This window comes from Larkinella insperata, assembly GCF_026248825.1.
Classification (GTDB): domain Bacteria; phylum Bacteroidota; class Bacteroidia; order Cytophagales; family Spirosomataceae; genus Larkinella; species Larkinella insperata.
The window spans coordinates 4,695,058-4,707,447 of sequence record NZ_CP110973.1 but is presented as its reverse complement, the minus strand read 5'-3'; the positions used below and the strand labels follow the sequence as shown (position 1 = coordinate 4,707,447).

The following is a 12,390-nucleotide window of genomic DNA, read 5'->3' as shown; positions in this document are numbered from 1 at the left end:
TGGCTGTGTGCTTTCGCGTTCAAACTAGTTGGCGTCGGGCGGAACCAGACCCCGGTTGGTCAGGAAAGGCGGTTTTGACCGACTCTCCTTGCGGGCGGGCTGAATCCCGGACCGACTCTCCTCTTCAACCGCTTGCGGATGCGGGACTTTCGGTGAACGGGCACCTTTCGGCTTGAAGGAAGGTCGGGAAGCCTCTTTCCCGGCAGGCTGGGGTTTTAAAACTGCGGTTTTTCGTTTGCCTTTGCTTTTCCCAAAACCTTTCCGGTTCCACCAGATGATAAACCCGGTGACGGGCAGCGATGCGCCGATCAGGCTCGCCAGAAACGCCAGCACTTTACCCGGAAAGCCCAGAATGCTGCCCACGTGAATGTCGTAGTTCATCCGGCGCAGTTTGGCCCCGAAGGGCGCATCGGCAAACGCCGTCCCGTAAATCTTGTGCTTGGGAAACTCCTTGAGCGTGTGCTGGTCGAAGGTGTAGCCCTGGTTGTCGTAGAAATGGGTTCGGCTCGGATAAACCGTTACGTAAATGGGGGCTTTGGCATTCGCGGTATCCGGGTAGGTATAGTAAAATCCTTCGGCGTCCGGGTGCCGCCGGGTAACCTGCGCCCAGGCTTTGTCGATGGCCTGATCCGGGGTGTAGAATTTCCCGGCCTGCAAAGAATCCGAAGCCGCGCGGTCGAAGGCCGGCAGCGTGTCTCCGCCCGAGGTCGCCCAGTACAAACTTTTGCTGTACCACTCGATTCCGTAGACCATCCCGGTCAGGGCCAGCGCCAGGGCCACCAGCAGCGAATAAAAACCCAGGACGTTGTGCAGATCGAGGTTGACGCGCTTGAACGAACCATTCCACTTGATTTTGAAACTTTTATCGACGGTACTTTTCGTCCATTTTTTGGGGTACCACCAGACCAGACCCGTGATGAGCAAGACGACAAAAACCAGCGTGCCGTAGTTGACAATCGGCCGCCCGATCTCGAAGGGGAGCCACAAAAACCGGTGGCCGTTCAGGATAAACCGGAAAAAGTCCACCTCCCCTTTCTGACGCTCCTTTTTGCTGATGACCTCGCCGGAGTACGGGTTCAGCCTGACCAAGCTGTTGCCCCTGCGCCCTTCACCCAGGTACACTTCCGCAGCCCGGCCCTGGCGGTAGATGGCGTAGGTGACGCGCTTGCCCGGAAACTGGCTGGCCGCAATCTGCCGGATTTGCGACGGCATCAGGACCGGTTTGCTCTGGGCTTCAATCCGGCTTTCCGGTTCGAGCAGGGCCGTGATTTCTTCGTTGAAGACCCAGATGCAGCCCGTGATGCAGACAATGAATACGATACTGCCGGACACCAGCCCGAGCCACAGATGGAGCCAGTTATTAACTTTTCGGAATGTCATCATGGTTTTCTTCGGTTAGTGCGTGTCATCCATTTAGGGTTGGACTTCCAAAAAACTTCCGGACGAAGACCGCAGCGAGTGCCCCGTCCGGAAGTCTCAAATTAATAGGTGAGTTTATTGATCGCCGTGATGGTTCCGCCCTCCACCTTCAGGCCGCGGGATGCCGTGGCCGCTACCGCATCAACCTGATACACGTAGCTGGCCCCGTCGGTCGGCGTAATGCCGATGTAGGCCGTTTTGCCGTCCTGTGGCGCGTAGTTGGTCGTGGTAACCTGCGCGATGGTGGCCACATCCGGCGTTCCCTCAACCCATTTGAACGTCTGGTTGTAGACATTCACGGCGGCCAGGCGTTTGCCCACGGCGTAAGCGCCCCGGTCGGCGGCACTGCTCATCATCAGGACGAAATTGCCTTTGCCAACGTACACCTGCGAGGTGATGTTGTAACCGCCCGAAGCCTGCTCGACGTTGAACAGGTAGCTCTTGTCGAACTCGGTGGTTCCGGCCTTGATGCGGGTGATGGCCGACGGTTTGGTGGACGTTGCCTTGCCGCTGCTGGTTGCGACCGAACCCGAATACGCGTACACATCGCCCAGTTCGTCGACGGCCAGACCGTTGTTAAAATACCGTCCGATGTAACTGGTCCGGTTGTCTTTGATCACCTTCTCGACGGCCAGGCTCGGGTACGACAGCACGGCAATCCAGGCGCTGTCGGGGTAGCTCGTACCGAACACATCCGGTGCCGCCCCTTTGATGCTCATGTAGGGAGCAAACACCTTATCACCCACCTGCGTTGCCCACGTAAAGTGCGCCCGCTCACCATTACCGGCCAGTTTGACGATATTGACCTGATACTCGCCCACGATTTTCGACTGTTCGGCATTGATCCGAAAGAACGAAGCACTTTCGTTGCCCGAACGCGGAACCTTGATGGTCAGCACGTCGTCCGCAACGGGCGCAAACACCTGAACGGTTTCCGCCTGGAAATCCGACACTTTGGTTAAGCCCCCCGTCGCACTCAGGTTGTAGGTTGTTACGGCTCCGGGGTTGCCCTGGCCGTAGAGCAGGCTGAAAAACCGGTTCTTGTGCGTGACGTAATAGCGGTAGGTACCGTCCTGTTCCTTGCCGTTACCGGCCGTTGAAATGCTGCCCCCGGTCAGGCTGTCGGCCGTCAGCAGGTAGTCGGCCACGCCTTGCGAGCCAATGGGCAGGGCAGAAATCACGTATTTGGCTTTTTCCTTGACGCCCCCCTCATTACCGGTTCCGGGTTTCGCGGGCTCGTCGGGGGTTACGGTGGGGGTATCGGTGCGGCAGGCTGCGAAAATCAGGCTGAGTCCTAAACCCAAAGCAAGGCTGGTTTTCAATGTTTTCATGTTTGAAAGAGGGGATTGATTGTATGGGTACTCGAAGGGATTATTTACTCACGAAATAGCGCAGCTTCACGTAGAAGCCCCGGCTGGGTTTCTGAAGGCTGAAGTTGTCGTAAAGCCGGGCATCCAGCAGGTTTTTACACTCCACGGCCACGTTGAACGTGCCGTTGGCAATGGCGTAGACGGCGTTCACGTCGTGGGCCAGTTGCTGGGGGATGTCCAGTTTGTCGCTGCCCAGGCTCGGCCAGTAGAGGTAATAAGCGTGGACATAAAGCAGGTTGTAGCCCAGACTGAGCGTGTTGCCTTTGCCGCCCACGTTTTGAAAGAAAACCGACGCATCAGCGTTTCCAAACAGAAACGGCATGTTGGGAATCCGGTCGCGGTACAGGGCGCTGACACCGGTGTACCCGTCTTCGTATTTAGTGTTGTTGCGCAGGTTCTGGTAGGTCATGTTGACCCCGGCCGTAAAGAACCGTTTGAACGAATACCGGATTTCACCGTCGGCCCCGGCGTTGGTCACGTCGGCCAGGTTGTCCATCACCTGCTTGGTCTGGTTGGCGTTCAGCCGGGGGCGGATGAAGCCCTGGGCGTTGCGGTAAAGCAGGTTGCCGTCGAAGCTGAAGCGGTGGATTTTCCGCAGGTGCGTCTGGTAGCTGATGCCCAGGTTGTAGTTGTGGCTGGTTTCTGGATCCAGTTCAATGTTTCCTTCCAGGTTCAGCAAATCACCGTACAATTCGTCGGTTTCGGGCAGTCGGTAGCTCTTTTCGTACGACGCCTTGAGTTGCAGGTTTTGCTGAACAAAATAGGTGGTAGCCAGTCCGTACCCCAGCTTGCCAAACCGGTTTTTCTGCGTCAGGTAAGCTTGATCCCCCCAGTTACCGCTGGGGTTGTAGGAAATCGAATATTTGTTGCGCTGCGCGAAATGCTTTACAAACGCCGAGCTACTCCACCGTTCGCTGTAATCAAACTTGTAGCCCACGCCCAGCACGTTTTTGGTATTGATACGGGGTTGTTCATACCGGGCGCTTTGCGGGTAAAGCTCGTCGCTGCCTTTCCGGTTAAACGTGTTAAAGACATTGCTGACCGTCAGCGAATTCCGCCCGTCAATTTGGTAGCTCACGTTAGCCGTAACCAGGCCGTTGTTGTTGCGAAACTTGTAAAGCGACCGGTCGCGTTCACTGCCCAGCCCAGGGTACTGTTTATACTGCTGAAACCAGTTGTAGCGCCGGTACACCGTATCGACGTTCTGCTCCTGCCCCAGGTTGAAATTACCCGTCAGGTTGACGTTCAGCCCCTTCACCAGCAGATCACGTTTCTGGTACTTGATGCTCGGCATGACGATGTTGCCCCGGCGATACCAGTTGCCAAATACGCTGACCATCCGCGCCCCGGTCTGAATATCGGCGTGGTTCTGCCCCAGCGTAATGCCCAGCAGCAGGCGGTCGGCGTATTTTTTGCCCATCACCCCGACGTTCGCAATCACCGTCTCGTTGTGGTAGGTATCGTGAAACCGGCGGACGCGCTGATTCCGGTAGTATTCGCCGGTATGGATATCGGCAACGTCGACGTTAACCCAGTAGTTGTTGTCCGAATAATTTTGAAAAGCGTTTAATTGAACCGTAAAACCCGACCGGGCGGTATAGCCCGCATTGATCGTACTCCGGTGCGTGTTGAACGAACCGTACGAGTAAGAAGCGTCCAGATAGGTATTCTGATTGGTGCGGGTAACAATGTTCACCGCACCGCCCAGCGCATCCGAACCCAGCCAGATGGGCACCACGCCCTTGTACACTTCGACGCGCTCGGCCAGGTTGATGGGAATGTTGTTGAGTTGGAACGACGAGCCGAAGTTGTCCATCGGCACCCCGTCGATGAAGAACTTTACCTGCCGACCCGTAAAGCCGTTGAGCGAGAAATTCATGCTGGAACCGACGCCCCCGGCTTCCCGCACCCGAACGCCCGAAACCCGGTCCAGGGCGTGGGACAAATCGAGCGTGGAGTTCTGCAGTTTTCTGGCATCCACGGCCGTCACGTTATACGCCTGGCGGCTGACTTCCCGGGTTTCCGTCCGCCCGATAACCGAAACCGTTTCGAGCTCGCGGGTGTCGGATTGCAACCGAAAATCCAGCTTGGTGCGCTGGGCTTCCCGCAGCGAAAGCTCCCGGGTGTGCTTCCGGTAGCCCAGAAAAGAAACCGTAACGCGGTAGGTACCAGCGGCTAACTGGCCGAGGTGGTAAACGCCGTTGGCATCCGTGAACGTACCTTTGGAGGACCCGGTCAGGGAAATAATTGCGCCGGGCAGAGGCTCCCCCTCCTCCGAGCGTACCTGACCCGACAGGCTTGCAGTAGGGCTTTGCGCAAAAACCGGAATTGTCAAGGCACAAAGACTCCACGCACGCAAAATTTTATTAATTTGCATGGCTTTAAAATGTTACAGCGTTCTAAGGCATCCCGCCCTGGGCGGGACGAGCCGGATGGTTGGCGCCATTCGGCTCTTTTTTTTACTGGTTGTACTTTTTTGATGAGAGGATACAAGAGGTACTTTTACGTTCCCTCCCTTATGAATTATCTCCCTTCAAAAATCGTGAACAAAAGTATATTTAAATCAGTCTAAATAAAAATAAATTTTTCAATAATGTCGCTTTAGCAGACTCTTCGGGCGAAAGGCTAATTCGGTAGAACATCAAAAAATAAAGGCCACTATAACATAACCCACTGATCATAAGAATTTTATCAGCAGATTCGTTATAATAGCCTTTACTATGACCCGACAGCGGGGTTATTGCCCAAACCACTGCATGGCATCTTCCATCGCCCGGCGGACCGGTGAGGTGGGCATCTCTAATTCGTTCTGGGCTTTTTTGCCGGAATAGTAATTTTCCTGAGTCAGCAGGGTGGCGTTGATCCGGTTTAAGGGTAAACCGCGCCGGAAAATCCGCTCCCCGAACGAACCCAGGTCACCCGCCATCCGAAGGAGCGGAACGGGCATCGGGAACAGGTGTTTTTTCTGACCGGACACGTGCGCCAGCAGCGGAAAGAAATGGTCATACGACAGGTTTTCACTCGCCAGCAAATAACACTCCCCGACTCGCCCCAGCCGCAACGCATTGACCGTCGCCCGGGCGGCATCCCGAACATCGACGAAGCTTTTGCCGCCCCCACCCGGATAAAAAACCGCGCGGTTCTGCATCACGTACCGAATCACCGCCCCCGAACTCGGTTTAAAATCGTACGGCCCCAGCATAAACGTCGGGTTAACCACCACGGCATCAACGCCCTGCTGAACGGCCTCTAATATACGCAACTGCGCTTCGTACTTGCTTGCAATGTAACCAGACGCCATCAGGTCAAAGGCATACGGGCTTTCCTCAGTGGCCGGACTCGCCAGACTACCGGGCCGGAACACGGAAGCCGTGCTGACGTAGACCAAACGAACTCCCTCTCTTCTTCGAACGATTTCCAGCAGGTGCTCCGTGCTGCCCACGTTGACGTCGTAATAAGCCGCCAGATCGGTCGGGTAAGGATCAGTGCGGGCGGCTGCGTGAATGACGGCCTGGCAATCAGTCAGGGCCGTTTCCAGATCAGACCGTTCGGTGATGGCGGCTTTCACCCATTCGATGTCGCTAAACCAAGGCAGCTTGTTCATCTGCCGGGGAAACGAACGGTATACGGCTTTGACGGCATACCCCTGCCGGAGCAGCTCACCGGCCACATGCACCCCCAATAGGCCGGTTGCCCCCGTTAACAGGACTTTCATACCGTCGGCGTTAGTTCTTTCCGAAGCATCGATACCATCAGCGGCTGGCGCCACGACCACGGAATCCAGCGCGTCATCCAGTAGCCAAACTTGTTGGTCCAGCCCGGAATAATAACCGGTTGTCCTTGCTGCACCCGCTGAAGGGCCGTGCGCGCAATCAGTTCGAGGGGCACGGTCGCCATCCGACCCAGCCGACCGTGTCTGCTCAGCCGGGCCTGGTTTTCGGGCGAGTGCGGCATCGGGCCGGGATGGACCACGCTCACCTGCACCCCCAGCGCACTGAGTTCAGCCCGCAGCCCGAGCGAAAAAGAATAAATAAACGCCTTGGAAGCCGGGTAAACGGTTTTGTACGGTATGGGCGAAAAAGCCGCCATGCTGGACACGTTCAGGATGTAGGATTGGGGAAACTTCAGCAGAAATGGAAGAACCAGGCGGGTCAGCAGCGAGGTTCCGATGATGTTCAACTGGAGAATCCGCTCAATGCGCCCGGTATCGGCCTGATCGAACGCCTGCGAACCACCGATGCCCGCGTTGTTGATCAGGTAAAAAATTTCGAACCGCCCAGCCTGAAGCCAGGCTACCAGCGCTTCAATGTTGGTACGCTGGCACAGGTCGGTTTCGTAATACGACACGCTCACGTTGCAGGTCAGCCGAATGTGTTGCGCCAATGCTTCCAAATTTTCGTGGGGCAACGACACCAGAATCAGATTCTGCCCCTGGCGGGCCAGTTCGAGGGCAAATGCTTTTCCTAAACCGGCGCTGGCCCCGGTAATCAGCACGTATTTTTTCATGATAAAATTACTTGTGGATAGACAGCCGCTCAACGCCTAAGATGCATGAAGCCGCTATTAAGTTGCCTGAATGGAAATGAGAAACAGAAAGATGGGGAGTATCCAACCGGCCTTTCAGGGGGGGCCAAAAAGAATGCCCCAAACGGCCCGGAAAGAACGAGCGTGGCGCAGATCCCGCCAGATGTCGGCCCAGACATGAAAGTTCAGGTAGACGGGATTGAAGGATTCAACCGGTTTGGTCAGCCCGTAGACCGGCTTTTCGTCTTCGATTTGAAACGTGCCGAACAGCCGGTCCCAGATGATGAGCGAGGAGCCGAAATTTTTGTCGATGTAGCGGTCGTTGCTGCCGTGGTGAACGCGGTGGTGCGAAGGGGTCACAAAGAAAAACTCAAACCAGCCCGGCAGCCTGCCGATCATTTCGGTGTGAATCCAGAACTGGTACAGCAGGTTAATCTGGTAGCAGGTCAGCAGCACCACCGGGTTAATGCCCGACGCCCAGGCCGGAATAAAAAAAACGAGCTTTAGATGCTGCGTCCACGAATTGCGGAAAGCCGTTGAAAAATTGAGGTGCTCTGAAGAGTGGTGCGTGACGTGCGTCGCCCACCAGACGCGTTGTTTGTGGGCAATGAAGTGGGCCGAATAATTACAGAAGTCGATGATGAAGTAGGCCAGCAGCCAGGCCCACCACCCGGTTTCGATCCGCCAGGGAATGATCTCGAAAAAAAACAGGGCCATCCCGAAAACGCTGGTTTTCAGAAGGCCATTGATGATCAGGCTTCCCAGTCCAATGCCCACCGACGACCAGAAATCCTGGCTTTCGTACCGGTGTTCGTCGTCGTGCCGGTTCAACCAGAATTCCAGCAGTACGGAGCCAAAAATGACGGGAGCCGCATAGGCCGTCAGCGGGAGTAGCTCCCGTTCCAATTGTTGCAAATTCATTAGTGCGTTGTTTACTGTTCGCCCTAATGACAGCCATTGGCCGGCGTACCCCTATCATATGAAGAAAAAAATGAACAATAAATAACGAGCAACGAATTCCACTCTCATCAACCCTCTATCAGTCAGCCACTTTCAGACTCCCGTTGGCTGTTATTTATTGTTCATTTTCCGTCGTTACAGCTGGGCGACTTCGGAAGACGACTGCTGAATGGTGGTTTGATCGCCTTTTTCGATTACCTCCTTAAACCGGCGCAGGTCCTGCTCAATCAGTTGAGAAAAAGCCGGGTTGAAGATCTTCATGATGGCCCCTCCAAGGTGACCAACCGGCGGACGGTAAAGAATAGTCGCGTGAATTTGGGTTCCGAAGCCATCCGGCGAATCCGTAAACCGGACTTCACCCGCATTATCGATACTGGCCCCTTCCACCGATTTCCAGACCAGCCGTTCGTTGGGTGTTTCGTGAATAATCTGAGCATCCCAAGCCACCGAGCCAACCGTTTCGGCTACTTTTCCTTCCCCGAGTTGCGCAACCCAGTGTGAATGCGTTGAATCCACTTGGCGAACCTCTTTCAGGTGCGACATAAACCGGGGCAGGTTTTCCAGTTGCCGCCAGAACTGATAGACTTCTTCGCGCGATTTGTAAACGGTCTGACTGGCCGAAATTTCAATGGGCTGAATGGGTCCGGCCTGTTCGCCGGCCGTGTTACGGCCGATTCGCTCACTCACGGGACAATGCCCGGACATGCCCCGGTAGGCCAAGTACCCCCCCGCAGCCGCCAGCAGAATTCCACTAAGGGAAGCCCGTTTCAGGCCATACGTCAGCAACAATCCGCCGGCGACGGTCGACCAGACCCGTTCTTCCTCCCCGACGTTGATCTGGCTTGATCCACTTACTTCCGGTTCAAGCTGGCCGATTCCGGAAGTTGCCGAAACTGCTGTTTTATTACTTGTCATGCGTGTAGTTTTTAACAGTTGTTTGTAGGCTAACTCAATTCCGCGGCAGATGTTTAGAAAGGAAAGCCCGATTGCCTGAAAATCAGCCGGAAGCAAAACAACCAGACAACCACTACCGACTCATTTTGAATAGTGCGATTTAATGATTAACTAGGATTTTTATTCTTAAGTACCCGTTAATCGGGATCTGTTTCATCTGTAAAACTAATCTTTCTGATCATGGGAAAAGGAGATGTCAAAACCAAACGTGGTAAAATCTGGCGCGGTTCTTACGGGAAAAAACGTCCGCAACTAACGAACTCACAAGGAAAATCCGACCAAACAGTGAAAGAATAAGCACCCACCTTTCACCTGAAAAGCCCCGCTTCGGCGGGGCTTTTTTATTGCCCCTTCTACGCCCGAGAAACTACGCTTTTCCCCGTAAATATACTTCACTGTCAAAACGCGTAGTCCTGCTCTACCGCTGACTAACAGCAACTTCTACCTTTGAATCAGTTAGTTACCTCAACTTTTTCTACATCATGGATTTAAAACCACAAACCGCGGCCGCGCATTTTGTTGCCGCCCTGGAAGGAGTAGCGCTGACCAAAGAGCAGCATGACCGCATTGCATCCGGCATTCAGGAGGTCGTTATGAAAGAGCTGGCCGCCATCGACCTCAAGGGGGATTTGGCCTTCGCCCGAAGATTCAAAATCGACAAGTCCAGAATCAACCCCGACGAACTGATCAACGGCATCCGAATCAAGCTGGTCCGGGAAGGGCTTTTCCAGCAATGACCCCGACTGAACCGCGGCAACCGGGCAAGGAAGATTCTCTTCTTTGCCCGAGTTACATCGCCAAACCCGGTGCGCAACTCTTCGGCCTGGTCAACGCCGAAGGACGAATTTCGTACCTGCGGCAACCCATCACGATCGATACTACGTTTGTGGAAGCCGCCCGCGCGGGTCGCCCGGCGGAAGAACGGTTTCGGTTTGCCGGAAAGTGCATCCAAAACGGCTGCCACCAGTGGAGCGACGCCCGACAAGCCTGCGCGCTGGTCGACCGGCTGATGGAGCAACGGGAAAAAACCGTTGAAGCCGCCTTACCCGAATGCCCGATTCGCAGCCGCTGCCGCTGGTTCCGGCAACGGGGCAAAACCGCCTGTGCGCAGTGCGACGAAGTGATTCGCCACACCGAAAGCACGTTTCTCGACCGGCACGCCGACGGAAGTGAGCGTTTGCAGTAATGCGCCGTTCGCGGAGAGGGTCTGTATCCTGATTGTACTCTGGACACTTCTTACCCTACAGCCGATAGCCCCGCCGGATGCAGACGTGGGTGTGCAACCGGATTGATGCCTTTCGGACCCGATTTCTACGGGCCGGTGGTGCCCTTCACGCCCGGTGGCGGGAGATTAAGATGTATTTTTGATATCTTTACCCAACTTCGAAACCGTCACGCATCATGGGTAAATTTCACGATTCCATCAAACCCGCTCACCAGGCTTTTATTGAAAAACAACACATCTTTTTTGTTAGTACCGCCCCGCTGAGCACCGACGGGCACATCAACCTGTCGCCCAAAGGACTGGACTGCTTCCGGTTTCTGGCCGAAAACAAAGTGGGGTATATGGATCTAATCAGCAGTGGCAACGAAACCTCCGCGCACACGCTCGAGAACGGCCGCATTACCATCATGTTCTGCTCGTTCGAGGGCGCTCCCCTGATTCTTCGGCTGTACGGAAAAGGGCACGCGGTGTTGCCCGGTACGGACGAATGGGCGCTCTACGCACCCCAGTTTACGATTTACCCCAGTACCCGCCAGCTCATCGTTGCCGACATTGATCTGGTTCAGACCTCCTGCGGGTTTGGCGTGCCGCTGTTTGAGTACGCGGGCGAACGCGACATTCATTTCGACTGGGCCGAGAAGAAAGGCCAGGACGGGCTTCAGGATTACGTTCAGGAAAAAAACCTCGTGAGTCTCGACGGGTTACCGACCGACCTCGGACGGATCCAAGATCACCAACCGTCCTGACCGCTAGTTCAGCAGTACCACGGTTCCGTGCTTGTTCAGGCGTTGGCCGTCCGCTTTCTGCATTTCCAGTACGTACGAATACGTTCCGGTGGGCAACGGCTGATCGCGCTGCCGGCCGTCCCACCCGTCGCGGGCGTCTTCCGCCCGAAACACCACTTCGCCCCAGCGGTTATAGACCGTCAGACGCAGCTTACCGCTCAGCAACCCCTGCGGCAGAAAGCGATCATTGATCCCGTCGGCGTTGGGGCTGAATGCGTCGGGCATGAAAACCGTGGAGTCAGGCACCGGAGTCGGATCGGGCGGTTTAGGCGGATTATAACAAACCTCGGCGGAAGGCGGTGTCTGGAGACAGGTGTCGGCCAGAGCAAGCCGGAAACAAACCGGTGCCGCCGTGTCGGCGTCCATCTGAAAGGTGGTTTTCAACGTTTCATCGAAACGCACCACCCGTTCGAATGTTCCTGACGGAGCGCGTTGTTCCAGCCAGACCGGGTTGCCGCCCGGATTGGTAAACGTCAGTTCAAGGGATCTGGGTCCAACTGCCCGGACCTGATCAATAACGGGAGTTTCTGCTTTTTGGGAAGGCCGGAACTGTACCTGCGCGGTTCCTCCGCAGTTGCCGTACAAATGCACCCCACGCACGGTAATGAGTCGTTGCCTGTTATCGGCGTACGAGTGAATGCCAACGGGGCTGACCCCGTCAAGCTGCTCCTTCGTTCCATCGCCCCAATCAACGGTATACCAATCGTACTGGTAGTCAGCCGCTTTTGGAACGGTTAGGGTCACCCGGTTCAGGCAGCCCGCCACCGCCAGCTCGGGCGGCAGGGTATCGTAAACCTGCACAATGGCACAGGCCCGAAGTTGTTTCCCATTCTGCTCGGCATATTGCAACACGCGGTACAGACCGGGTTTGGTGAAGGTATACACGGAATCACGGCTCAGATCCGACTCCTGAACCGCCCCGCCCTGGTAATTGTAAACATAGCGGACATTTTTTACCTCCGGTAGCCCGCTGATCGCAGTAATTTTCAAGGGAACACAGCCAATGCCGGATGCAATCAGGAAGGAACCTGTTAACTGGCCGGGACCCGGGTTGCACTCGTCGACTTGGGCCCGGCAGGGAAGCGAAGGGATGGAAAAGAAAATGACGCAGAGAATCCCGACTAAATACCGTACAATCCCTGCGTCACTCATT

General features: G+C 55.4%; 12 protein-coding genes. 4 read left to right on the top strand and 8 right to left on the bottom strand.

Translation table 11 applies throughout. The features are described from left to right. Nucleotides 1–24 precede the first annotated feature (24 nt). The 7 genes from OQ371_RS19120 to OQ371_RS19090 form a co-directional block, all read right to left on the bottom strand. On the bottom strand, nt 25–1,383 hold the full coding sequence (locus OQ371_RS19120) for a PepSY-associated TM helix domain-containing protein (protein WP_265989876.1): 1,359 nt from the start codon (nt 1,381–1,383) through the stop codon (nt 25–27). 98 nt (nt 1,384–1,481) lie between these two features. Beyond that, complete coding sequence (locus OQ371_RS19115; RefSeq protein WP_265989875.1) at nt 1,482–2,750, bottom strand: DUF4374 domain-containing protein; 1,269 nt, start codon at nt 2,748–2,750, stop codon at nt 1,482–1,484. Between the two features lie 40 nt (nt 2,751–2,790). Beyond that, entirely contained in the window at nt 2,791–5,166 is a 2,376-nt protein-coding gene (locus OQ371_RS19110) for a TonB-dependent receptor (RefSeq protein ID WP_265989873.1), read from the bottom strand. Nucleotides 5,167–5,526: 360 nt separating this feature from the next. Continuing rightward, nucleotides 5,527–6,504: an NAD-dependent epimerase/dehydratase family protein gene (locus tag OQ371_RS19105; RefSeq protein WP_265989871.1), complete on the bottom strand. Its 978-nt coding sequence runs from the start codon at nt 6,502–6,504 to the stop codon at nt 5,527–5,529. Next, the gene (locus tag OQ371_RS19100; RefSeq protein ID WP_265989870.1) at nt 6,501–7,295 is read right to left on the bottom strand and encodes an SDR family NAD(P)-dependent oxidoreductase; all 795 of its coding nucleotides are present in this window, start codon (nt 7,293–7,295) and stop codon (nt 6,501–6,503) included. The genes OQ371_RS19105 and OQ371_RS19100 overlap by 4 nt, the downstream gene beginning before the upstream one ends. Nucleotides 7,296–7,409: 114 nt before the next feature. After that, nucleotides 7,410–8,234 (bottom strand): sterol desaturase family protein, encoded by an 825-nt coding sequence (locus OQ371_RS19095; RefSeq protein ID WP_265989869.1) that lies wholly within the window; start codon nt 8,232–8,234, stop codon nt 7,410–7,412. A 174-nt stretch (nt 8,235–8,408) separates the two neighbouring features. Then, a complete protein-coding gene (locus tag OQ371_RS19090; RefSeq protein WP_265989868.1) occupies nt 8,409–9,188 on the bottom strand; it encodes an SRPBCC family protein in 780 nt (259 codons plus the stop codon). Nucleotides 9,189–9,407: 219 nt separating this feature from the next. Between OQ371_RS19090 and OQ371_RS19085 the strand changes: the two genes are divergently transcribed. The 4 genes from OQ371_RS19085 to OQ371_RS19070 all read left to right on the top strand — a co-directional run bounded on the left by OQ371_RS19085 (nt 9,408) and on the right by OQ371_RS19070 (nt 11,198). Continuing rightward, nucleotides 9,408–9,524 carry a 30S ribosomal protein THX gene (locus OQ371_RS19085; RefSeq protein WP_265989866.1) on the top strand — a complete coding sequence of 39 codons (117 nt, stop codon included), beginning with the start codon at nt 9,408–9,410 and terminating at the stop codon, nt 9,522–9,524. A gap of 185 nt (nt 9,525–9,709) precedes the next feature. After that, complete coding sequence (locus OQ371_RS19080) at nt 9,710–9,964, top strand: hypothetical protein (protein ID WP_265989865.1); 255 nt, start codon at nt 9,710–9,712, stop codon at nt 9,962–9,964. After that, complete coding sequence (locus tag OQ371_RS19075; RefSeq protein WP_265989863.1) at nt 9,961–10,413, top strand: hypothetical protein; 453 nt, start codon at nt 9,961–9,963, stop codon at nt 10,411–10,413. Before OQ371_RS19080 ends, OQ371_RS19075 begins: the two co-directional genes overlap by 4 nt. A 215-nt stretch (nt 10,414–10,628) precedes the next feature. Beyond that, entirely contained in the window at nt 10,629–11,198 is a 570-nt protein-coding gene (locus tag OQ371_RS19070) for a pyridoxamine 5'-phosphate oxidase family protein (RefSeq protein WP_265989861.1), read from the top strand. Nucleotides 11,199–11,201: 3 nt separating this feature from the next. Here OQ371_RS19070 and OQ371_RS19065 read toward each other — a convergent pair whose 3' ends face one another. Beyond that, on the bottom strand, nt 11,202–12,389 hold the full coding sequence (locus tag OQ371_RS19065; RefSeq protein ID WP_265989859.1) for a T9SS type B sorting domain-containing protein: 1,188 nt from the start codon (nt 12,387–12,389) through the stop codon (nt 11,202–11,204). Nucleotide 12,390: the final 1 nt, after the last annotated feature.

Coding starts and splice junctions, on each gene's coding strand:
- OQ371_RS19095 (WP_265989869.1), bottom strand. CDS start 8,234: ATGAATTTGCAACAATTGGAACGGGAGCTACTCCCGCTGACGGCCTAT.
- OQ371_RS19110 (WP_265989873.1), bottom strand. CDS start 5,166: ATGCAAATTAATAAAATTTTGCGTGCGTGGAGTCTTTGTGCCTTGACA.
- OQ371_RS19080 (WP_265989865.1), top strand. CDS start 9,710: ATGGATTTAAAACCACAAACCGCGGCCGCGCATTTTGTTGCCGCCCTG.
- OQ371_RS19100 (WP_265989870.1), bottom strand. CDS start 7,295: ATGAAAAAATACGTGCTGATTACCGGGGCCAGCGCCGGTTTAGGAAAA.
- OQ371_RS19105 (WP_265989871.1), bottom strand. CDS start 6,504: ATGAAAGTCCTGTTAACGGGGGCAACCGGCCTATTGGGGGTGCATGTG.
- OQ371_RS19115 (WP_265989875.1), bottom strand. CDS start 2,750: ATGAAAACATTGAAAACCAGCCTTGCTTTGGGTTTAGGACTCAGCCTG.
- OQ371_RS19090 (WP_265989868.1), bottom strand. CDS start 9,188: ATGACAAGTAATAAAACAGCAGTTTCGGCAACTTCCGGAATCGGCCAG.
- OQ371_RS19075 (WP_265989863.1), top strand. CDS start 9,961: ATGACCCCGACTGAACCGCGGCAACCGGGCAAGGAAGATTCTCTTCTT.
- OQ371_RS19070 (WP_265989861.1), top strand. CDS start 10,629: ATGGGTAAATTTCACGATTCCATCAAACCCGCTCACCAGGCTTTTATT.
- OQ371_RS19085 (WP_265989866.1), top strand. CDS start 9,408: ATGGGAAAAGGAGATGTCAAAACCAAACGTGGTAAAATCTGGCGCGGT.
- OQ371_RS19120 (WP_265989876.1), bottom strand. CDS start 1,383: ATGATGACATTCCGAAAAGTTAATAACTGGCTCCATCTGTGGCTCGGG.
- OQ371_RS19065 (WP_265989859.1), bottom strand. CDS start 12,389: ATGAGTGACGCAGGGATTGTACGGTATTTAGTCGGGATTCTCTGCGTC.